Consider the following 18,403-nt stretch of genomic DNA (forward strand, 5'->3'; position numbering starts at 1 on the left):
CCTAGTTCGGGACTCTCTTGAGCAGACCGAGCTCGACCATGACATCGGCTCCGAACGGCAGCTGGTACTGGGTACCACCGCCGACTTCGCCGAAAGCCTTGTCGATCTCGCCCGCGAAAACGCGGATGTTGTTCCAGTCCGGATTGAAGAGCTTCATCGTGACATCGATCTGCATTTTCAGCTTCGTGTTGGTCGACGCGTCATACGCGGCCCGGATGTTCTTGAGGTCGCCGACGACCTCGTACGTGTGCAAATCGTCTTCAACCCAGGGCAGCGCTCGAGTTCCATGGGCGGCGTGCGTACCGTCCGCGTTGAGCGGAGAGGTGAACCGCCCCGTCTCTGGGCCCTCTCGATCAAGTCGCGTGCCGAGGGGGATGTCGGGGTCGGGCGTCTTGATGGGGTCGCCGTCCTCGTTCAACGTGAATCCGTCGCGGGGCGCCTCGTCTTTCCAGTTGACCTTGCCGTCCGCCCCGAGGACGCTGGCGTCCTTCGGCACCTGCTGATCGGCCGGCCACGTTCCCTTCTCGCGGAACACCGCGCCGGCGTCGGGGTCGACAACGTCCAGGTAGTTCGCGAGTTGCTCCCGAGTCATTCCGCTTCGATCCACGGCGCTCGGTGTGGTCGTGCCATTCGAGCCGGGGGCGTCGCCGCCCGAGCCACCCGTTCCGGCATCGCCGTCGGCGTGACCGGGCTGGTCGGCCGCGGGGGCGTCGTCGGCGTGACCCGCGCCTCCTGCGTCCTCACGGACCGGCGGGGCCGACGCGTCGTCACGGACCGGCGGGGCGGACGCGTCGTCACGGACCGGCGGGGCCGACGCGTCGTCGCGGACGGGCGGGGCCGACGTCTCGTCACGGACCGGCGGGGCGGACGCGTCGTCACGGACGGGCGGGGCGGACGCGTCGTCGCGGACGGGCGGGGCGGACGCGTCGTCACCACGGACCGGGCCGGGCGTCGTGTCGGGGCCGTCGACGCGCGTGGGCGGTGGCGCGAGGCCGTCGGCGCGGACGCCGACGACGTCGTCGAGGCGGGTGAGTTGCTCGTCGAAGCGCGAAGGCGCGGCGTCCGGCCCGCGACCGGCCGAGCCGTGCCCTCCGGTCAGGAGACGCGTGGTCTCCGACATGGCGTTCAGGGCGTGACCCGCGTGCGTCAGGCCGATCCGCGACAGGGAACCTTCGGGGGCACGGAGCGCAGCTCGTTCCGCGGCGCCACCGAGCCGTGCGAGGCCCGTCGCCGCCTTCGTCCCGCCGACGGCTGCGCCTCCGACCGGGACGAAGAACGAGGCCACGCCGAGGGTGGCGTAGGTGCCGGCCGCGACCGGGTCCTCGTCGTACATCTCGGGCGTGCCCACGATGCCCTGCGTGACGCCCTCGATCGTGGTGCGGTACCAGTCGACGGCCGGCTGGGCGGCCGCCGGCACCGTGCCGGGAGGTGCGTACGCCAGCGCGATCGTCGCCGGACTCGTGATCGCGATGGCCCCGAGCCCCTGGAGCAGGCCGCCCCAGGCCTTGAGGCCGAACTCCTTGGTGACGCCCGTGCCGCCCTGGATGTCCCAGCCGACCAGGGCACCGGCGCCGTAGGCCGCCTCGGCGATGAACATGCCGAGACCCGTGCCCATCGACTCGGAACAGGTCTTGTGCGGGTCGCCCGGGGCGCCGTAGGGCAGGTCCTTCATCGAGTCGAGCTGCTCGGCCGACAGGCCGACCTGCTCGGGGAAGCACATCGGGTCGGTGCGCAACGCGTTGATGCCGTTCTCGCACTCGGCTCGGGCGGCGTCGATCTTGGCGACCTCGGCGTTGACCTCGCCGAGCAACTCGTCGTTGCGGTTGCGCGAGGGGATGTGGTCGTACCACTCGACCGTGGTCTCGTCGGGGCCGCTCGAGATGTACGAGTTGTAGCTCTCGGTGCTGTAGGTGACGCCGCCGGACACCTCGGCGGTGAAGGCCTCGGCCTCGGTGACGAGCTCCTTGAGCCGGGCGACGGGCGCGGCGACGGCCGTGGCGAGGTCGTCGAGCAACGTCGCGACCTGGCCGAACGTGTCACCGAGGGTCTGCGTGCTCGTGCCGACCGGGTCCATGGCGACGAACAACTGCTCGGCCTCGGGCGCCGCGTAGACGCCCGACAGCCCGGACCAGGAGGTGACGACGCCCGCACCCTTCTCGGCGATGGCGGTCGCCGTGCTGCGGAAGGTGGCGGCGGACGTCGAGATCGCCGCCGGGTCGATGGTAACGCCGGGGATCGCACCGGGGACGATCAGCGAGGGGCTCATCGCGGCACCCTCGGGGTGGAGACGGGCGGAATGCCGGCGGCGCTCTGCTCGCTCGCCAGCGCGGGTGCCTCGGCGGCCGCCGTCACGGCGGCGGACTGGGCGTTCGCCGCCATCTCCTCGTCGCCGGCGACGTAGGCGATGGTCGCCTCGGCGGCACCGGTGCCGCACGACTCGATGCGGTTGACCACCGACGTGAGGGTCGTCGCCTCGGACTCGATCAGCCCGAGCACCGCGTTGGCCACGCCGACGAGGAGGTCGCCGACACCGCCGCTCAGCTCTTCGTGACCGGTCTCCAGGCCTCCGGCCGCGGTGCCGAGGTCGCCGGCCGAGACCTGGACCTCGGCCAGGACCGACTGCACCCCGCTGGGCGAGATCGACCACGAACTCATGAGCGTGCCCCTTTGTCGGTCGTCGCGGGCGCAGCCGTCGCGGGCCTCGGCCCACCCGGGACCGCCTCGACCACGACGCGCCCCCCGGTGTTGCGGACGAGCGCCTGCACGACCGCGTCCGACACCGGGTCGGTCCCCGGCGCGTACGCCTCGGTCAGCCAGCTGCCCGCCTCGACGTCGACCCCGAGCAGGACGGAGGCGTCGGCCGGGTCCTCGACGTAGGTGCTGCGCACGATCGCCAGCACGAGCCCGTCGTCGGTCGCGATCTGCAGCCCGCCGCCGTTCCAGAGCTTGCCCAGCCCGAGGTACGGGTCGATCTCGGCGGCCGCACGGGCACCGTCGACGGCGGTCACGGGCTCGGGCGTCACCACGGTGTACTCACGAGGCACGGTGCACCCCCGGCGGGGTCATCGCGGCGAGGATCTCGTCGGCGCCGACGACCTCGACCGCGTCGGCGAAGCGGTGCCAACGGGCTGCGGCCGCGGCACCGTCGACAGCACCAGCACCAGCACCAGCACCGACCTCGGCGTCACCGGCCGGCCCCTCGTCGAACGACACGAGCACCGACGGCGTCCGCGACGACCCGAGCACCCGTCCGCCGACCCGACGGACCAGGCCCTCGACGTCCAGCTGCATGCCCCGGACGCTCCGGGCCCCGACGACGGCGGCGAGTGGCTGCGGTGCGACCCGGTCGTGGGCGGACACCGTCCCGTCGGCCCGGCCGGACATCGACCACGCCGTGGCCAGGAGGACCTGCTGTCGACCGGCCACGTCGGCGAGCGCGTCCGCGACGACGCCCGGCGCGACGGCTCCGGTCACGACGATGCGGGTCTCCTCGATCACGCCGTCGTCGCTGCGCGCGATACGCACCCAGCCCCGGTACCTCGGCCCGGAGGCGTCGCCGCCGGCCACGTGGAACCGCGTCTCGGAGGGCATGCGGCTGCGCGCGGCGGCCGTGAAGAAGTCCCGGTCCCAGACCGTGGTGGCCGGCTCGGTCGTCCCCCACAGGGTGCGCGTGCCGGGAGCGAGTGACTCGACGAGTCGTTCGAGCGTGCCACCGAGTCGGGCCTCGGCCCGCGCCCGGTGGTGGGTGACGACGGCGAGCTGCGTCCACGGGACGGCGTCGGGGTCGACGGTGCGTCCCTCGTCGAGCCGGACCGACGACGGCGCCTCGTCCTGCGGCAGCGGGTAGCCGTCCTCGGTCACCCCGAGGCCGTGGGCCGGTGAGCGCACCGGCTCGAGCGTGACCGCCCGACGCAGCGAACCGTCGGAGGCGCGGGTCAGCCAGACCCCGCCGAGCACGTCGAGCAGGTGGAACAGCGAGTACGTGAGCCGCGATGCGGGATCGGTGACGAGGGCGACGCGGGTGCCCGGCCCGGCACAGTCGACGAAGAGGGCCGAGAGGCCACTGGACACCCCGACGACGGGCTTGCTCGACCGCGACTCGACCCAGCCGGGCCCGTGCGTGTCGAGCATCGGGTGCAGCAACGAGACGGTCGTCGTGGCATCGTCGGTCATGGCTTCCCCCCGGTAGCGGCGACGACCATCGTACGGGGGCGGCGCTCCCGGCCGCCGTCGGCCGAACGCCCCACGAGCGCGTACCCCGATGACGTGGGAAGAGACCTGACGGCGGTGGCGACGAGGCCGTCAGCCCGGCCGTCGCATCACGTCGCCTGAGAGAAGAAGAGAGCGAGTGACGGGAATCGAACCCGCGCTATCAGCTTGGGAAGCTGAAGTTCTACCATTGAACTACACTCGCGCGGCGCCTCGGAGGCGCGTCAGACCATTATAGCGGCCCGCGCCTCCCGTGCTCCCTCCGCCCTGCCGAGCGTGGGGCACCGCCGAACGGACATCGCACCGCCGCGTTCCGCGGTGCGATGTCCAGCAGGCGGCGCGACTCCGCGCACCACCGGCAGGAGGCGCGCTCAGGCCCCGGTCGCGACCGAGACGATGCGCAGGTCGACCGATGCCGGCGGAACGGGCTCCCCGCTCACGCGGTCGAGCAGCGCCTGGGCGACCGCACGGGCCACGAGCGGGCCGGAGCCGCTCTCGTCGACCGCGATGTCGAGGGTGATGCGGGTCTCGAGGTCGGCCACGGCGATGCCGACGAGGGGCACGGGACGGCCGGGGGCGGCGGCCTCGGCGGAGGCCGGGTCGGCGCGCTCGGCGTCGGGGATGTCGGAGGCGGGGACGCCCGGGGCGGCCGACGTGGCTCCGGCGATCGAGGCGTCGCTCTGCACGGTCGAGCCCACGACCCCTCCGCCACCGACGACGGCGCTCAACCCCTGGAGGGCCGAGCGGACGACGCTGCCGAATCCGGGCCGGGCCCGGACGTGCACGACGCCGTCGACCGACGCCGCGATCTCGCCGAGCTCGGCGGCGAGCAGGGACAGGTCGGCCGGGCTGATCGGGGCCCGCAGGCCGTCGTCGTCGCTCACGCCGCGCCTCCTTCGCTCTGCAGGTGGACGTCGTCGACGACCACGTCGACGCTCTCGAGGGTCAGCTCGGTCTGACGGGACAGGCTCGACGACACCGCCGACTTGACCGCCTCGGCGAGCGCGGGCAGCGGTTCGCCGAAGAGGCCGCTGACGACGACCTCGACCCGGACGAGCGCCCCGGGCACGCTGACGTCGCCGTGGATCGTGCACGAGATGACCATGGCGCCCTCGACGCCGTCGCCCGCCTCGCGGATGAGTGACCGCACGGCGCCCTCGGTGATGTGCAGGGTGGAACGCTCGTCGATCGAGGCGAGCGGGATCTGCCTCCCGGCCCGCGACTCGAGGCGCACGCGGTCCATCACGCCCGAGATCCAGCTCGGGTCCGGTGCGGGGCTCGCCGCGGCGTCGGACTCGAGCAGTCGGGCCCCCATCGCCCGGAGGCGTTCGAGGGCGGCGAGCTGGGCCCGGGCCTCGGGCGACTCCTCGATCTCGGGGTCGTAGGGCTGCCGGCCGGCGTCGAGGTAGTCGACGAGACGCTCGGGCGAGACCCCGTCCTCGGCACCGTCGACGAGCTCGTCGCGCGACGGGTCGGCGTCGCCCGGCGCACCCGGGTCGACGGACCCACCCGGGTCGACGGACCCACCCGGGTCGACGGACCCACCCGGGTCGACGGACTCGCCCAGGGCGACGGGCACGTCAGGTGGGGTCGGGTCTTCGTGGGCGTGGTCGGTGCCGTGAGGACGGTCACTCATCGCCAGGCCTCCATCTCGCGGGTCAGGGTCTCTCGGGCCCGGGCCAGTTGCCCCCGGACCGCGGTCACGGTGGTGCCGGTCCGTTCGGCGATCTCGGTGTACGACTCGCCACCGACCTCACGCAGCGCCCACACCTGCCGTTGGCTGGCCGGGAGCCGCGCGAGCGCCGCACGCAGCGCCTCCATGGCGTCGTTCGAGGACGCCCGGCGTTCCGGATCGGTCGTGGGCGTCGCCGCCGGCAGCTCGAGGTCGTCGACGTCGTCGGTGAGGCGTCGCGACCGGATCAGGTCGAAGGCCTTGCGCGACACGATGCGCATCATCCAACCCTTGACCGCCGCGGGCGTCTGCAGCGTCGGCAGTTCGCGCCAGATCGTGATGGACGCCTCCTGCACCGCGTCGGTCGCGTCGGCTCGTGAACCGGTGAGTCGGGTGGCGTACGCCGTCATCAGCCCCAGATGGCGTCGGAGCAACACCTCGAAGGCCCGCTCGTCACCCTCGGCGGCACGCGACGCGAGCACGGCGTCGGTGGCCTCGGTCAGGTCCGCCGCCATGTCCGCCTCCTCTGCTGCTGCGTCCGCCCGGGCCCCCAGGACGAGGAGGCGCGGGTCACGACCCGTGGACGAGTCACGACCTCTGGATGAATGGTGACGCATTCCGTGACGTTCGGGCCACGGAAGGCGTCTCATCCCTGGATACACCGGAATCGGTGCGCGCGGGAGACCGTGACCGGACCCGTCGGCGGCGCGTCCGGTAAGACCGAAGGGCGACGCGGACCCGTCGCACATCGTCCGATCAGAAGGAGACACCGATGGCCACCACCGACGAGACCCCGACGAGCACCGTCCCGAGAGGCACCGTCGGGGTGCCCGGCAGGACGGTCGTCGCCGACGGCGTCGTCGCCACGATCGCCGGAATCGCCGCCCGTGGAGTGCCCGGCGTCTTCGCCCTCGGTGGCGGCACCGCGCGGGCGTTCGGCGCCCTGCGGGACGTGATCGGCACGACCGACCTCGGTCAGGGCGTGCGCGTCGAGGTCGGCGAGACCCAGGTCGCCGCCGACGTCACGATCGTCGTCGGGTACCCGGCCCCCCTGCACACGGTCGCCGAACAGGTGCGTGCCGCGGTGGCCGGGGCGATCGAGCAGCTCGTCGGCATGGAGGTCGCCGAGGTGAACGTCGCGATCGTCGACGTCCACATCCCCGGTGACGACGACGTCGACCCCACCAGCGAGAGCCGCGTCTCGTGACCGCCACCACCACGGGCATGGCCATCGGCGCCGTGCTCGCCGTCTCGGCCCTGGCCTTCGGGTTCTGGGGCTTCGTGCTCGTCGCGGTCTTCATCGCCGTCGGCGCGCTCGTCGGGCGCGTCGTCTCGGGCAGGACCGACGTGGCCGGGCTGCTGGACGCCCTGCGCGGACGGCGCTCGTCGTCATGACCACCGCCGGCACGGATCTCGCCGAGACGGGACGCGTCGTCGCGGGGCACGTCGGCATCCCCGCCAAGGTGCTGCAGAAGGTGGCGGTGGCCGTCGTCGCCGAGACCCTCCACGTGCGTCGGGCCGACGTCCGCGTCCTGGCCGAGGACGACGCCGGCCAGCTCGCCCTTCGCGTCTCGACGCCGGTCCGCGTCCCGATGCTCTCCGAGGCCGCGACCATGCCCGAGGGCGGGGTCGTCGCCGTCGTCCGCGACCTCCAGTCCACCCTGACCCGTCGGCTCTCCGAACTCGCGGGGCGCACCGTGTCCCGCGTCGACGTCACCGTCAGCGGCAGCCGCACCGACCGGACGGGGCGCACCTCGTGAGCGGGATCGACCCCGGCCTCCACCGCCGCGTCCTCCGACGCGAGCAGCACTCCTCGCGCTCGGGCAGCGCGATCGTCGTGCTCGTGCTGCTCACGCTCGTCGTCGGGTACGTCGGCGTGGAGGCCGTCTACGCCGCGCTCGGTCGACGGGCCCTGCTCTTCTCCCCGCTCGACGTCCTCGCGACGCTGACGTCGTCGGTCGACGGCGGCGGCACCTCGGGCCTCGTGCTCGGCGCCGGCGTCGTCGCGGCGATCCTGGGCCTCGTCCTGATCGGCCTCGCCGTGACGCCCGGCCGTCGCGGACGCCACACCATCGACGACGACCGCGTGGCGGTGGTCGTCGACGACCGGGTCATCGCGTCCTCGCTCGCCCGGGCCGCCCGTGTCTCGGGGCGCCTCTCGGACCAGCAGGTCTCGGCGTGGGTGTCCCGTCGTCGGGCCCAGATCGACCTGACGCCCGCGTCCGGCCTCGCGGTCGACGAGCAGTCGGTCGAGGCCGCCACCCGCTCCGAACTCGAGTCGGTCGCCTACCGGCCCGAGCTCACGGCTCGCGTCCGCACCACCGACACGGGGAGGGTCGGCGCATGACCTCGAGCAACCGGTTCGCGAACCGCCTCCTCCTGTTCGTCGTCGGCCTCGTCGCCCTGGCCGTCGGAGCGTTCCTCGTGATCGTCGCCCTGCCCGGCGGCGGCGTCCTGCGCGACCTGCTGTCACCCGCGTCCTCGGCCCTCGACGACGCCGTGGCGGCGACGCCGATCGACCCGTCCGGCGCGACGGGCGGCAGCTGGCTACCGGTGGCCCTCGCCCTGCTCTGCCTGTTGCTCGTCATCGTCTTCGTCGTCGCGATCCCCGCCCACGGGCACGGTCGCACCGACAGCGTCGTCGTCCAGGACGACCCGGCCGGCTCGATCGCCGTGTCGAGCTCGTTCGCCGACACCGCGATCACCGACGCGCTCCGCGACCGCCGCGACGTGGCCTCGGTGGGCGTCTCGGCGTGGACGGTCGCAGGTCGGCCCGCCCTCAAGGTGCGGGTGCGGCTGACCGCGGGATCGTCCCCGGCACCCGTGGTCGCGGCGGCGTCCGACGTCGCCCGCGGTCTCGACCGCGTGCTGGGCGAGACGGTGCCCGTGCTCGTCGAGATCACCGGCGCCTCGGCCGTGCGCAAGGGGGCCGACAGCCGCGTGTCCTGACGACCCGCGTCTCCTCGGCTCCGCGACCCGCGCCTCCTCGGCTCGGCCTCAGCGGACGGCGAGCAGGATCTTGCCGCTGTGCCCGCCGGACTCCATGCGCTTGTGGGCCGTGGCGACGAACTCGAGCGGGTAGACGCTGTCGAGCACCGGTCGCACCGACCCCGCCTCGACCAGCGGCCAGACGTGCTCGCGCACCTCGGCCATGATCGCGCGGCGCTCGTCGAGGGGGCGGGCGCGCAGCGTGGTGGCCCAGACCCGACCGCGCTTGGCCATCAGGCGCGACAGGTCGATCGTGGCCGACGGGCCGCCCTGCACGGCGATCACCATGATCCGGCCGTTCACGGCGAGCGCCTCGACGTCGCGGGCGATGTAGTCGCCGCCGACCAGGTCGAGCACGACGTCGACGCCGCGGCCCTCAGTCAGCTCGTCGACGACCGCGACGAAGTCCTCGGTCTTGTAGTCGATGCCGCGCGCGGCGCCGAGCTGTTCGCAGAACGACGTCTTGTCGGCCGTCCCGGCGGTGGCGTAGACGGTCGAGCCGAGCGCCACGGCCATCTGGATCGCGATCGAGCCGACGCCGCTGGCGCCTCCGTGCACGAGCAGGGTCTCGCCCGGCTTCAGCCCGGCGCTCATGAAGACGTTCGACCAGACGGTGGCGACGGCCTCGGGCAGGCCCGCCGCCTCGACGAGGTCGACACCGCGCGGCAGGGGCAGCACCAGGCCCTCGTCGACCTGCACGCGGTCGGCGTAACCACCGCCCGGCAGCAGGGCCACGACGTAGTCGCCGACGGCCGCGGCGGTGACGCGCTCGCCGGTCGCGACGACGGTGCCGCTGACCTCGAGCCCGGGCCAGCCGGGCGCCCCGGCGGGCGACGGGTAGTGCCCCTCGCGCTGGTTGACGTCGGCGCGGTTGACGCCTGCGGCGGCGACGTCGATCACGACCTCGCGGGGGCCGGGCACCGGCTCGGCGACCTCGGAGACGACGAGGGCGGAGGGCCCTCCGGGCACGGGGACGGTGATGGCACGCATGCGTCCATCCTCCCCCCGTGGCCCGGCACGCGCTGACTAGTCTTGTCGCGTGCTGCTCTCCGACCGCGACATCAAGCTCGAACTCGACGCCGGCCGAATCGGCCTCGACCCCTACGACCCGACGCTGATCCAGCCGTCGAGCATCGACGTGCGGCTCGACCGGTTGTTCCGGCTCTTCGACAACCACAAGTACCCGTTCATCGACCCGGCCGCGGACCAGCCCGAGCTGACCCGCCTGGTCGAGGCGAAGGCCGACGAGCCGTTCATCCTGCACCCGGGCGAGTTCGTGCTGGGCAGCACCTACGAGTTCGTCACCCTGCCCGACGACGTCGCGGCCCGCCTCGAGGGCAAGAGCTCGCTCGGGCGCCTCGGCCTGCTGACCCACTCGACCGCGGGCTTCATCGACCCCGGCTTCGGCGGGCACGTCACGCTCGAGCTGTCGAACGTCGCCACCCTGCCGATCAAGCTCTGGCCCGGCATGAAGATCGGCCAACTCTGCTTCTTCAAGCTCAGCTCGCCCGCCGAGCACCCGTACGGCTCGTCCGAGTACGGCTCGCGCTACCAGGGCCAGCGCGGCCCGACCGCCAGCCGGTCCTTCCAGGGCTTCGTGCACACGGACGTCTCCGCCCGCGACTGACCGCTGCGCGCTCGCGGCGCGCGTTCGCCCCGCGCTCGCGCCGCGTTGGCCCCGCGCGTTCGCGCCGCGCTCGTCGAGAACGCAGGAGGCGCGGGCCGCGTCCCCGACGGACGCCCCCTCCGGAGACGAGAAAGGGGTGCGGAAGGAACCCGACTCCCTCCGCACCCCGGCGACACGAGAGAAACCCGACGTCGATCTCGTGCGCTGTGACTCGCGGTCCTGAACCTGTCACCGCGAGGCCATTTCATTCTGCGGCTCTCCGCTCCTCGGGCAAACCCGGCATTGTCCGAAAAACGAAATGAAAGCTCAGGTTGCGAAGCGGTGGCGAAAAGTCACCCGTCACCCCTCGAGGGTGTCGCGGGGTGACCGCCCGAACTCGGCCGTGTACTGGGCCGCGAAGCGGCCCGCGTGGGCGAAACCCCAGCTGAGCGCCACGCCCGCGACGGTGTGGCCGAGGGTCGGATCGGCCATGACGAGGTCCCCGTGCGCGCCGCGCAACCGCGCCCGCCGCAGTTCGGCCATGGGCGTCGAGTCGAGGTGGCGACGGAAGGCCAACTGCAGGGCGCGGGGGGTCACCCGAGCCGCCTCGGCGATCTCGACGACGCCGATGTCGTCGTGGGCGTGCTGCTCGATGTAGTCGCGAGCCCGACGCACGGTCGACGGGAGGGGCGAGAGGCCGTCGGCACCGCCGACGCCGACCACGTTCGTCTCGAAGGCCTCGAGGTAGGCGGCCACGAGCGACCGGAACGCCGAGCCCCGCACCAGCTGACTGGCCATGGCGGCGTCGTTGCGGATGACGTGCTCGTGCACGTGCCGGACGAGGTCGGACCAGTAGCGGCCGAGCGAGGGCGAGACCGCCTCGGCCGCGGTCGACCGGAGCCCCCCGGGGGCGGTGAGCCGCATGGCCTCCAGCTCGCGTTCGACGGCGGTGCGGTCGAGCATCACCTGCCCGAGCACGAGGTCGTACGACAGCATGACCTTGGCGTCGTGCGACGGGAACGAGAACGGTGCGCCCGGCTCGACCCTGAGCTCGTGGTCGCGGGTCCGCAGCGACAACCGGCCGGCCATCACGCCGCCGGCGACGAGGAACCCGGTCGGATCGCTCTCGGACAGCAGGCGTCCCCGCCGGTACTCGAAGCGACAGAGGGCGAAGCGCGTGTCGCCGGACACGGCGCGACTGTAGGTGAACGGCTCGGGGCCTTCGCCTTCGAGTCGCGTGATCTTGTAGTTCTTGCGGATCAGCGCGTGCGCGACCTCGCGATCCGTGGTCGAGACGCTGCGGACCCGCGGGTCGACGAGCGCCTCGAAGGTCTGCGCCCTGGGGGGCGCCGCGGTCGGATCGGTGGTGGCGTCGGTCGGCGCGGTGTCCGTGGGCGTGGTGTCCGTCGGCGCGGTGTTCGTCGGCGCGGTGTTCGTGGGCGTGGTGCGGAGTGCAGCTGATCCGGCGACTGGTGAGGCCGCCTGCGGTGTGGACGTCACGGTCGTTCCCCTCGGGTGGGACGGTGATCCGGGGTGGTTGGTCCCGGGTGGTCCTCCCGACGTCGGTGTCGAGTGACCTACCCGAGAGTATCCAACAGACGAACTGGACGCGCGCCGCATCCTGGGGCAGGGCACCGCCCGGTCGGGTGCGGTCGCAGTCCGCGTAGCGTCGGGTCATGGACTACAGAACCCTCGGAAACAGTGGAGCCTCGGTGTCGGAGCTGACCCTCGGCACCATGACCTTCGGCGCCGAAGCCGACGAACCGACCTCGCACGCCATCCTCGACGCCTTCGTGGCCGGAGGCGGCACGCTCGTCGACACCGCCGACGTCTACAGCGCCGGCACCAGCGAGACCATCATCGGCCGGTGGCTGGCGAGCCACCCCACGGACGCCGACCAGGTGGTGCTCGCGACCAAGGGACGCTTCCCCATGGGCGACGGGCCCAACGACGTCGGGCTGTCGCGTCGTCACCTCGCGAAGGCCCTCGACGCCTCGCTGACCCGGCTCGGCGTGGAGCACGTCGACCTCTACCAGATGCACGCCTGGGACCACCTCACCCCGATCGACGAGACGCTGAGGTTCCTCGACGACGCGATCAGCGCGGGCAAGATCGGCTACTACGGCTTCTCGAACTACCTCGGGTGGCAGGTGACGAAGGCCGTCGGCCGGGCCGAGGCCCTCGGGTTCGCCCCGCCCGTCACGCTGCAGCCGCAGTACAACCTGCTCGTCCGCGACATCGAGCACGAGGTCGTCCCGGCCTCGCTCGACGCCGGCATCGGCCTGCTGCCCTGGTCGCCGCTGGCCGGCGGCTGGTTGAGCGGCAAGTACGTCCGCGACCAGGCGCCCACCGGTGCCACCCGCCTCGGCGAGGACCCGAAACGCGGCATGGAGGCCTGGGAGGCGCGCAACGCGGACGAGCGCACCTGGACCGTCCTCGACGCGGTCACCTCGATCGCCTCGGCACACGACGCCTCGGCCTCGCAGGTCGCGCTGGCCTGGTTGCTGCGTCAGCCCGCGGTCACCTCGGTGATCCTCGGCGCCCGCACGGTCGAGCAGCTGGACGACAACCTGGGTTCGTCGGCCCTGGCCGCGGCCCTCACCGACGACGAGGTCGCCCGGCTCACCTCGGCGAGCGCACCCCGGGTCGACGACTACCCCTACGGCACGGCGGGCGTCGCCCAGCGCGACCGGAAGATCACCGGCGGCCGCTGACCAGGAGGCGCGGCGCGCCTCCTGCGGGCACCGCGCCTCCTGCAGTCCCCGCACCTCCTGCGGGCACTGCGCCTCCCCATGCTGCTCATCCCGCACGACACCGCGAGATGGTCACCGCGCCAGGTTTTCCCCTGGCGCCGTGACCATCTCGCGGTGCTGTGCGGTAGAGCGGCACGCGTGACCCAGCATCCCGCCACGACGTAAACGTCCCGCCACGCAATCCTGTGGCGGGACGTTTACTTCGTGGCGGCGTGCCCGGGGCCCGGGGCCCGGAGGCAGGGCGGTGCCGTGCGGGGCGGGGCGGGGCGGTGCGGGCGGTGCAGGGCGGTGCGGCGGGGGCTCAGCGCTGCAGCGAGGCGGTGGCGCCGACGCGACCGCGGGCGACCCGCACGGCGATCGTGACGACCAGCACGACGGCGGCGGCGACGATCGCGGCCACCCCGGCGACGACGTTCTCGGGTTCGCCGGTCAGGCGGCCGACCGCGATCCAGGCGAGTCCCCACGAGAGCGACAGGGCGGGGGCGAGGCGGCCGCGCCCGGCGAAGGCCAGCACGACGCCGACGAGTGCGGCCACGGCGAGCACCACCGACGACCAGAACCCGGCCGCGAAGCCGAAGCCGTCGAAGCCCGCGTCGACCAGGCCTGCGGCGATGTTGGCGACCGTCGCGACGCTGACCCAGCCGAGGTAGAGGCCGAGGGTGCCGTCGGTGACGACCGCGTCGACCCACCCGCTCGACGCGGTGTGGAACAGGATGACGAAGATGCGCGCGAGCACCAGCAGCAGCGCGACGATCACGACGGCGCCCAGCCAGACGCTGCCGAGCTGCACGGCGGCGAACAGCCAGGCGGCGTTGAGCAGCAGCGAGGCCGCGACCCAGTAGCCGAGCCGACGGTGTCGGGTCACGGCGCGCTGACCGGGCAGGGCCTGGTAGATCGCGTAGGCGACGAGGCCGAGGTAGATGACGCTCCAGATGCTGAAGGCCGTGGTCGCCGGGGCTACCGTCGTGGCCGTCGCGCTGAGGGCCCCGCCCGCCGCGTCGGACACCGCGACGCCGCCGAACGCGCCCGATCCGTAGGCGGCCAGCACGATCGCGAGGACCGCGGTCACGACCACGACGATCTGGCGGACGACGTCACGCGACGTCGCGGTCTCGGCAGGGGGTCGGGTGCTCGTGTCGGTGCTCATGAGGGGGACGCTAGTCGTGCCCGCCGGTCGATCTCTTAGTTGCTAAGAGGATTGTCAGGGAAGGGGCGGCGAGGGAGGGGCGGCACAGCCGAGGAGGCGCGGTGCGGTCGGGCGGTCAGCCCACCTGCACGGGCGGCCCCGCGATCAGCAGCACCACGAAGACGACCACCACGGCGACGACCAGCAGCACGACGGCGAGGACGAGGTGCCCGAGCATCCAGCGCAACAGGCGGTCGAGGGGGCGTCGGTCGCGCGGGTCGTCGGTCGCCGTGCGGCGCCAGGCACCGGCGAGGAGGCCGCGGCGGTCGATCCAGCGCTCGACGGGCAACGAGGCGAACGGCACGACGGCGCTGGCGAGGGCGGCCAGGGTCACCCCGCCCGACCAGCGCTGGTTCACCGCGACGACGACGCCCGCGACGAGGTACGCGAGGAACACGAAACCGTGGATCGGCCCGGCCACGCTGACCGGCCAGTCGCCGACCCCCACCGCGTACTTGAGGATCATGCCCGCGATGAGCAGCGACCAGGTCACAACCTCGGCGACGGCGAACGAGCGGAAGAGGGTGCGAGGCGACACGAGCTGCTCCTGGTGAGGGGCCGACGGGGACGCGCCCATGCTCGCAGCCCCCTGCTGAGCGCCGGCCCTGCCCGCTCGCCCCGGTGACTCGGCCACGCGGCCCTGCCCGCTCTACGCGGCCACCCGGCCACGCGGCCACGCGGCCACGTGGCCCGCGTACCCCTCCGGCTGGGTGCCGGCCCGCGCCTCCTCGGTTGGATGGGTCCCATGACGACACTCGCGATCATCGGTGCAGGCAAGGGGCTCGGCGCTGCCGTGGCCCGACGATTCGGCGCGGAGGGCTTCAGCGTGGCCCTCATCTCCCGCCACCAGGGCAGGCTCGACGCCCTCGCGGCCGAACTCAAGGCCGACGGCGTCACGGCCCAGGGCTTCACCGCCGACGTGCGCGACCCGGCGAGCATCGCCGCCGCGCTCGAGCAGGCGACCGAGCAGCTCGGACCGATCCAGGTCATGCAGTACAGCCCGCTGCCGCAGAAGGACTTCATGCGTCCCGTGCTCGAGACCATGCCCGCCGACCTGGTCGGTCCGGTCGAGTTCTCGATCTACGGGCCGGTCGCGGCCGTGCACCAGGTGCTGCCCGGCATGCGGTTCCTGCCCGACGGCGGCGGCACCATCCTCTTCGTCAACGGCGGCTCGGCCGTCACGCCCGGCGCGAAGGTGACGGGCACCTCCATCGCCTTCGCCGGGCTGACCGCCTACGCGCAGCTGCTCCACGACGAGCTCGCCGGCGAGGGCATCCACGTCGGTCAGCTGATCATCCCCGGCGGCATCGAGCCCGAGAGCAGCGACAAGAGCCCGGAGGCGCTGGCCGAGTTGCTCTGGCAGCAGCACGTCACGCGCGGCGACTTCCGGACCACGGCGCCCGAGAAGGGCACGCCCGCCTGACGCCCGACGTTCGGGTGGGGGCTGGTGCCTCCGCCGGACGGCCATGAACCCCGTTTCGAACGATGCACCCGCTTTCTTCTGGGTGCATCGTTCGAAACGGGGTTCTTCGCTGGTCCCGTAGGCCCGGGCCAGCACGGCGCAGGACCGGGCCAGCACAGCGCGGGACCGGGCCAGCAGCGGGCGGCCTCAGACGCCGCCGAAGCGTTCGGTCCGGACGCGGGTCGGCGCGTGCCCGAGCTCGACCAGCCAGCCGGCGACGACCGCCACGAACGAGTTCGCCCCGCAGACGTAGACCAGCGAATGCTCGGACGCGGGCAGCACGAGCCGCTCGAGTTCGTCGCGGGTGAGTCGGCCCGCCGGCCGAGCGTGCCCCTCGGGAGCCGTTCGGCTGAAGACCCAGTCGACCACGAGGGGCGCTCGAGGCCCGGTCGTGTCACGAGCCGAGGAGGCGCGCGCGGCCTCGGCCAGCTCGCCGACGTACCACCGAGAACCCGGGTCGCGCACCGAGGCGAGCAGACGCATCGGGGGTGCGTCCCGGCCTCGGGCCCGCACCATCGCCATCAGCGGTGCGACGCCCGACCCCCCACCGATCAACTGCACGGGGGCCGCCGTCGGCGGGGTCGCCCCCTCGGGCTCGGGCAGCACCGCGTGGACGGCCGAGTCGGGCTCGAACTCGGTCGGCGGCCAGACGAACCAGCCGCCGATCGGGCCGCGCACCTCGATCGGATCGCCGGGTTCGGCCGCGTCGACCAGGTAGGGCGAGACCTCGCCGTCGTCCAGGCGCTCGACGGTGACCTCGATCTGCGGGATCGGGCCCGCCCCTCCTGCGCCCCGCGCCCCGTCGCGGCCACCGGAGGCCCTGACGTCGCTCAGCGAGTACGACCGCACGGCCGTGTACCCGTCGTCCGCGGTCAGCCGCAGGTCGACGTGCTGGCCGGCTCGCGCGGGCCGGAGGCCGGGCACCGCGAGGGTCAGCGACCGGGCCCGCGGCGTCTGCGCGACCGACGACACGATCGTGGCGGGCAGCCAGGCGTACGGATCACCCGCAGGGTCGAGCCCGGTGACGCCGCCGACCCCGGGGTCGGGAACGGGGTCGCTCACGCGTACCGTTCTTCCTTCCACGGGTCGCCGTGCGGGTGGTAGCCCATGCTCTCCCAGAAGCCGCGACGATCAGTGGCCATGGTCTGGATGCCCTGCAGCCACTTCGCGCTCTTCCAGAAGTAGAGGCCGGGCACGAAGAGGCGCGCGGGGCCGCCGTGTTCGGCGTGCAGCGGCTGCCCCTCGTAGGTGTCGACCACCCAGGCCTTGCCCCCGAGCAGCTCGCCGAGCGGCAGGTTGGTCGTGTACCCGCCGTGGCTGGTCGCCATCGCGAACTCGTGCGTGGTCTCGAGGCCGTCGAAGAGGGTGTCGAGCGAGACGCCCCGCCAGTGGGTGCCGAGCTTCGACCAGCTCGTGACGCAGTGGATGTCGGTCTCGATCGCCTCGTGCGGCAGGGCCTGGAAGTCGGCCCAGGTGAGGGAGCGCTGCCCGGTCTCGGTGGCGACCTGGAGCTCCCACCGCTTGATGTTCGGCGTGGGGCCGGCCGACAGGACCGGGAACCCGCTCTCGAGGTACTGCCCCGGGGGCAGTCGCGGGTCGGCCGCGCGTCGCCTGCCGAAGCCGGTGAATCCTGCCATGGTGCGCCTCCTCGGGGTGGAGCGGGGTCGTTCGCGGGTGCGTCGTACGCCCGTCAGCCTACGCACGACCCCCGACGGCGCCGGGCCCCGAGGCTGCGTCCGCGCTGGGAGAACGTTGACCCCGGCATGGGTGGAGGTCGTACGGTGGATGCAGGTCAATTCGAAAGGACCCCACATGGCTGAGTACACCCTGCCCGATCTGCCCTACGACTACTCCGCTCTGGCGCCGCACATCAGCGCGAAGATCATGGAGTTGCACCACTCCAAGCACCACAACACCTATGTCACCGGCGCGAACACGGCCAACGCCGCCCTCGCCGAGGCCCGCTCGACGGGTGACCTGGCGAACGTCAACAAGCTCGAGAAGGACCTCGCCTTCAACCTCGGTGGCCACGTCAACCACTCGATCTTCTGGACGAACCTCACCCCCGAGACCAGCGAGCCCACCGGCGACCTGCTCGAGGCCATCGGCCGCGACTTCGGCGACCTCGAGAAGTTCAAGGCCCACTTCACCGCCACCGCGCTCGGCGTGCAGGGCTCGGGTTGGTCCGTGCTCGCGTACGACGTGCTCGGCCAGCGCCTCAGCGTCTTCCAGCTCTTCGACCAGCAGGGCAACGTGCCGTTCGGCCTCGTCCCCCTGCTGATGCTCGACGTGTGGGAGCACGCCTACTACCTCGACTACCAGAACGTGCGCGCCGACTACGTCAAGGCCTTCTGGAACATCGTGAACTGGAGCAACGTCGAGGCCCGCCTCGCCGCCGCGACGACCAAGACCGACGGTCTGATCACGCTCTAGTCCCTCCAGTCCCACCACGCCGACGGCGCGTCCCCACCCGGGGGCGCGCCGTCGCCGCGTCCCCGGGGCCCGACGGCTCGTCCCCACCCGGGCG

The 18,403-nt window shown here is 72.9% G+C and carries 22 protein-coding genes and 1 tRNA gene; 9 read left to right on the plus strand and 14 right to left on the minus strand.

The annotated features are described in order from the left end of the window. Position 1: 1 nt before the first annotated feature. The 8 genes from OVA02_RS01285 to OVA02_RS01320 form a co-directional block, all read right to left on the minus strand. The gene (locus OVA02_RS01285) at positions 2-2,266 is read right to left on the minus strand and encodes a hypothetical protein (RefSeq protein WP_267659056.1); all 2,265 of its coding nucleotides are present in this window, start codon (positions 2,264-2,266) and stop codon (positions 2-4) included. Next, on the minus strand, positions 2,263-2,655 hold the full coding sequence (locus tag OVA02_RS01290; protein ID WP_173154305.1) for a DUF6507 family protein: 393 nt from the start codon (positions 2,653-2,655) through the stop codon (positions 2,263-2,265). The genes OVA02_RS01285 and OVA02_RS01290 overlap by 4 nt, the downstream gene beginning before the upstream one ends. Beyond that, complete coding sequence (locus OVA02_RS01295) at positions 2,652-3,044, minus strand: hypothetical protein (RefSeq protein WP_267659057.1); 393 nt, start codon at positions 3,042-3,044, stop codon at positions 2,652-2,654. Before OVA02_RS01295 ends, OVA02_RS01290 begins: the two co-directional genes overlap by 4 nt. Beyond that, positions 3,034-4,173: a DUF6177 family protein gene (locus tag OVA02_RS01300; protein WP_267659058.1), complete on the minus strand. Its 1,140-nt coding sequence runs from the start codon at positions 4,171-4,173 to the stop codon at positions 3,034-3,036. Before OVA02_RS01300 ends, OVA02_RS01295 begins: the two co-directional genes overlap by 11 nt. Positions 4,174-4,343: 170 nt before the next feature. After that, positions 4,344-4,414 (minus strand) — tRNA-Gly (locus tag OVA02_RS01305). Between the two features lie 166 nt (positions 4,415-4,580). After that, the gene (locus OVA02_RS01310; protein WP_267659059.1) at positions 4,581-5,093 is read right to left on the minus strand and encodes a hypothetical protein; all 513 of its coding nucleotides are present in this window, start codon (positions 5,091-5,093) and stop codon (positions 4,581-4,583) included. After that, a complete protein-coding gene (locus OVA02_RS01315) occupies positions 5,090-5,845 on the minus strand; it encodes an Asp23/Gls24 family envelope stress response protein (protein WP_267659060.1) in 756 nt (251 codons plus the stop codon). Before OVA02_RS01315 ends, OVA02_RS01310 begins: the two co-directional genes overlap by 4 nt. Beyond that, positions 5,842-6,396 (minus strand): RNA polymerase sigma factor, encoded by a 555-nt coding sequence (locus OVA02_RS01320; RefSeq protein WP_056044391.1) that lies wholly within the window; start codon positions 6,394-6,396, stop codon positions 5,842-5,844. Before OVA02_RS01320 ends, OVA02_RS01315 begins: the two co-directional genes overlap by 4 nt. Positions 6,397-6,653: 257 nt before the next feature. On the opposite strand from OVA02_RS01320, the gene OVA02_RS01325 reads away from it, so the two are divergent. The 5 genes from OVA02_RS01325 to OVA02_RS01345 are packed head-to-tail and all read left to right on the plus strand — an operon-like array spanning position 6,654 to position 8,830. Beyond that, positions 6,654-7,088 carry an Asp23/Gls24 family envelope stress response protein gene (locus OVA02_RS01325; RefSeq protein WP_267659061.1) on the plus strand — a complete coding sequence of 145 codons (435 nt, stop codon included), beginning with the start codon at positions 6,654-6,656 and terminating at the stop codon, positions 7,086-7,088. Continuing rightward, positions 7,085-7,276, plus strand: coding sequence for a DUF2273 domain-containing protein (locus OVA02_RS01330; RefSeq protein ID WP_056044388.1), 192 nt, complete (start codon positions 7,085-7,087; stop codon positions 7,274-7,276). Before OVA02_RS01325 ends, OVA02_RS01330 begins: the two co-directional genes overlap by 4 nt. Further along, positions 7,273-7,641 (plus strand): hypothetical protein, encoded by a 369-nt coding sequence (locus tag OVA02_RS01335; RefSeq protein ID WP_267659062.1) that lies wholly within the window; start codon positions 7,273-7,275, stop codon positions 7,639-7,641. The genes OVA02_RS01330 and OVA02_RS01335 overlap by 4 nt, the downstream gene beginning before the upstream one ends. Continuing rightward, positions 7,638-8,228, plus strand: a complete 591-nt coding sequence (locus OVA02_RS01340; RefSeq protein ID WP_200413279.1) for a DUF6286 domain-containing protein — start codon at positions 7,638-7,640, stop codon at positions 8,226-8,228. Before OVA02_RS01335 ends, OVA02_RS01340 begins: the two co-directional genes overlap by 4 nt. Beyond that, on the plus strand, positions 8,225-8,830 hold the full coding sequence (locus OVA02_RS01345) for a hypothetical protein (protein ID WP_200413280.1): 606 nt from the start codon (positions 8,225-8,227) through the stop codon (positions 8,828-8,830). The genes OVA02_RS01340 and OVA02_RS01345 overlap by 4 nt, the downstream gene beginning before the upstream one ends. A 48-nt stretch (positions 8,831-8,878) precedes the next feature. Here the strand turns inward: OVA02_RS01345 and OVA02_RS01350 are convergent, their stop codons facing one another. Further along, entirely contained in the window at positions 8,879-9,859 is a 981-nt protein-coding gene (locus tag OVA02_RS01350; RefSeq protein ID WP_056044379.1) for an NAD(P)H-quinone oxidoreductase, read from the minus strand. A gap of 49 nt (positions 9,860-9,908) precedes the next feature. Between OVA02_RS01350 and dcd the strand changes: the two genes are divergently transcribed. Further along, positions 9,909-10,496 (plus strand): dCTP deaminase, encoded by a 588-nt coding sequence (dcd, locus tag OVA02_RS01355; protein ID WP_159828230.1) that lies wholly within the window; start codon positions 9,909-9,911, stop codon positions 10,494-10,496. A 339-nt stretch (positions 10,497-10,835) separates the two neighbouring features. Here the strand turns inward: dcd and OVA02_RS01360 are convergent, their stop codons facing one another. Beyond that, on the minus strand, positions 10,836-11,975 hold the full coding sequence (locus tag OVA02_RS01360) for a helix-turn-helix transcriptional regulator (RefSeq protein ID WP_123571019.1): 1,140 nt from the start codon (positions 11,973-11,975) through the stop codon (positions 10,836-10,838). Between the two features lie 176 nt (positions 11,976-12,151). On the opposite strand from OVA02_RS01360, the gene OVA02_RS01365 reads away from it, so the two are divergent. Then, the gene (locus OVA02_RS01365; protein ID WP_056044374.1) at positions 12,152-13,189 is read left to right on the plus strand and encodes an aldo/keto reductase; all 1,038 of its coding nucleotides are present in this window, start codon (positions 12,152-12,154) and stop codon (positions 13,187-13,189) included. A gap of 340 nt (positions 13,190-13,529) precedes the next feature. On the opposite strand, the gene OVA02_RS01370 is transcribed toward OVA02_RS01365, so the two are convergent. Together OVA02_RS01370 and OVA02_RS01375 are read right to left on the minus strand one after the other, a co-directional pair. Further along, entirely contained in the window at positions 13,530-14,375 is an 846-nt protein-coding gene (locus OVA02_RS01370; RefSeq protein WP_267659063.1) for a tryptophan-rich sensory protein, read from the minus strand. Positions 14,376-14,490: 115 nt separating this feature from the next. Next, positions 14,491-14,952 (minus strand): DUF3817 domain-containing protein, encoded by a 462-nt coding sequence (locus OVA02_RS01375; protein WP_236556980.1) that lies wholly within the window; start codon positions 14,950-14,952, stop codon positions 14,491-14,493. A gap of 207 nt (positions 14,953-15,159) precedes the next feature. On the opposite strand from OVA02_RS01375, the gene OVA02_RS01380 reads away from it, so the two are divergent. Further along, the gene (locus OVA02_RS01380) at positions 15,160-15,837 is read left to right on the plus strand and encodes an SDR family NAD(P)-dependent oxidoreductase (RefSeq protein ID WP_267659064.1); all 678 of its coding nucleotides are present in this window, start codon (positions 15,160-15,162) and stop codon (positions 15,835-15,837) included. A gap of 186 nt (positions 15,838-16,023) precedes the next feature. On the opposite strand, the gene OVA02_RS01385 is transcribed toward OVA02_RS01380, so the two are convergent. Together OVA02_RS01385 and OVA02_RS01390 are read right to left on the minus strand one after the other, a co-directional pair. Beyond that, positions 16,024-16,938, minus strand: coding sequence for an oxidoreductase (locus OVA02_RS01385; RefSeq protein WP_267659065.1), 915 nt, complete (start codon positions 16,936-16,938; stop codon positions 16,024-16,026). After that, a complete protein-coding gene (locus OVA02_RS01390; protein ID WP_056044367.1) occupies positions 16,935-17,513 on the minus strand; it encodes a molybdopterin-dependent oxidoreductase in 579 nt (192 codons plus the stop codon). Before OVA02_RS01390 ends, OVA02_RS01385 begins: the two co-directional genes overlap by 4 nt. A gap of 175 nt (positions 17,514-17,688) precedes the next feature. On the opposite strand from OVA02_RS01390, the gene OVA02_RS01395 reads away from it, so the two are divergent. Then, positions 17,689-18,309 (plus strand): superoxide dismutase, encoded by a 621-nt coding sequence (locus OVA02_RS01395; protein ID WP_055976080.1) that lies wholly within the window; start codon positions 17,689-17,691, stop codon positions 18,307-18,309. Positions 18,310-18,403: the final 94 nt, after the last annotated feature.

Origin of the sequence: Frigoribacterium sp. SL97, from assembly GCF_026625765.1 — a bacterium.
Classification (GTDB): Bacteria; Actinomycetota; Actinomycetes; order Actinomycetales; family Microbacteriaceae; genus Frigoribacterium.

What these genes read in the sequence shown, in the direction of transcription:
- OVA02_RS01285 (WP_267659056.1), bottom strand. Translation starts at nt 2,266, where the DNA reads ATGAGCCCCTCGCTGATCGTCCCCGGTGCGATCCCCGGCGTTACCATC.
- OVA02_RS01290 (WP_173154305.1), bottom strand. Translation starts at nt 2,655, where the DNA reads ATGAGTTCGTGGTCGATCTCGCCCAGCGGGGTGCAGTCGGTCCTGGCC.
- OVA02_RS01300 (WP_267659058.1), bottom strand. Translation starts at nt 4,173, where the DNA reads ATGACCGACGATGCCACGACGACCGTCTCGTTGCTGCACCCGATGCTC.
- OVA02_RS01315 (WP_267659060.1), bottom strand. Translation starts at nt 5,845, where the DNA reads ATGAGTGACCGTCCTCACGGCACCGACCACGCCCACGAAGACCCGACC.
- OVA02_RS01320 (WP_056044391.1), bottom strand. Translation starts at nt 6,396, where the DNA reads ATGGCGGCGGACCTGACCGAGGCCACCGACGCCGTGCTCGCGTCGCGT.
- OVA02_RS01325 (WP_267659061.1), top strand. Translation starts at nt 6,654, where the DNA reads ATGGCCACCACCGACGAGACCCCGACGAGCACCGTCCCGAGAGGCACC.
- OVA02_RS01335 (WP_267659062.1), top strand. Translation starts at nt 7,273, where the DNA reads ATGACCACCGCCGGCACGGATCTCGCCGAGACGGGACGCGTCGTCGCG.
- OVA02_RS01345 (WP_200413280.1), top strand. Translation starts at nt 8,225, where the DNA reads ATGACCTCGAGCAACCGGTTCGCGAACCGCCTCCTCCTGTTCGTCGTC.
- OVA02_RS01350 (WP_056044379.1), bottom strand. Translation starts at nt 9,859, where the DNA reads ATGCGTGCCATCACCGTCCCCGTGCCCGGAGGGCCCTCCGCCCTCGTC.
- OVA02_RS01365 (WP_056044374.1), top strand. Translation starts at nt 12,152, where the DNA reads ATGGACTACAGAACCCTCGGAAACAGTGGAGCCTCGGTGTCGGAGCTG.
- OVA02_RS01370 (WP_267659063.1), bottom strand. Translation starts at nt 14,375, where the DNA reads ATGAGCACCGACACGAGCACCCGACCCCCTGCCGAGACCGCGACGTCG.
- OVA02_RS01380 (WP_267659064.1), top strand. Translation starts at nt 15,160, where the DNA reads ATGACGACACTCGCGATCATCGGTGCAGGCAAGGGGCTCGGCGCTGCC.
- OVA02_RS01390 (WP_056044367.1), bottom strand. Translation starts at nt 17,513, where the DNA reads ATGGCAGGATTCACCGGCTTCGGCAGGCGACGCGCGGCCGACCCGCGA.
- OVA02_RS01395 (WP_055976080.1), top strand. Translation starts at nt 17,689, where the DNA reads ATGGCTGAGTACACCCTGCCCGATCTGCCCTACGACTACTCCGCTCTG.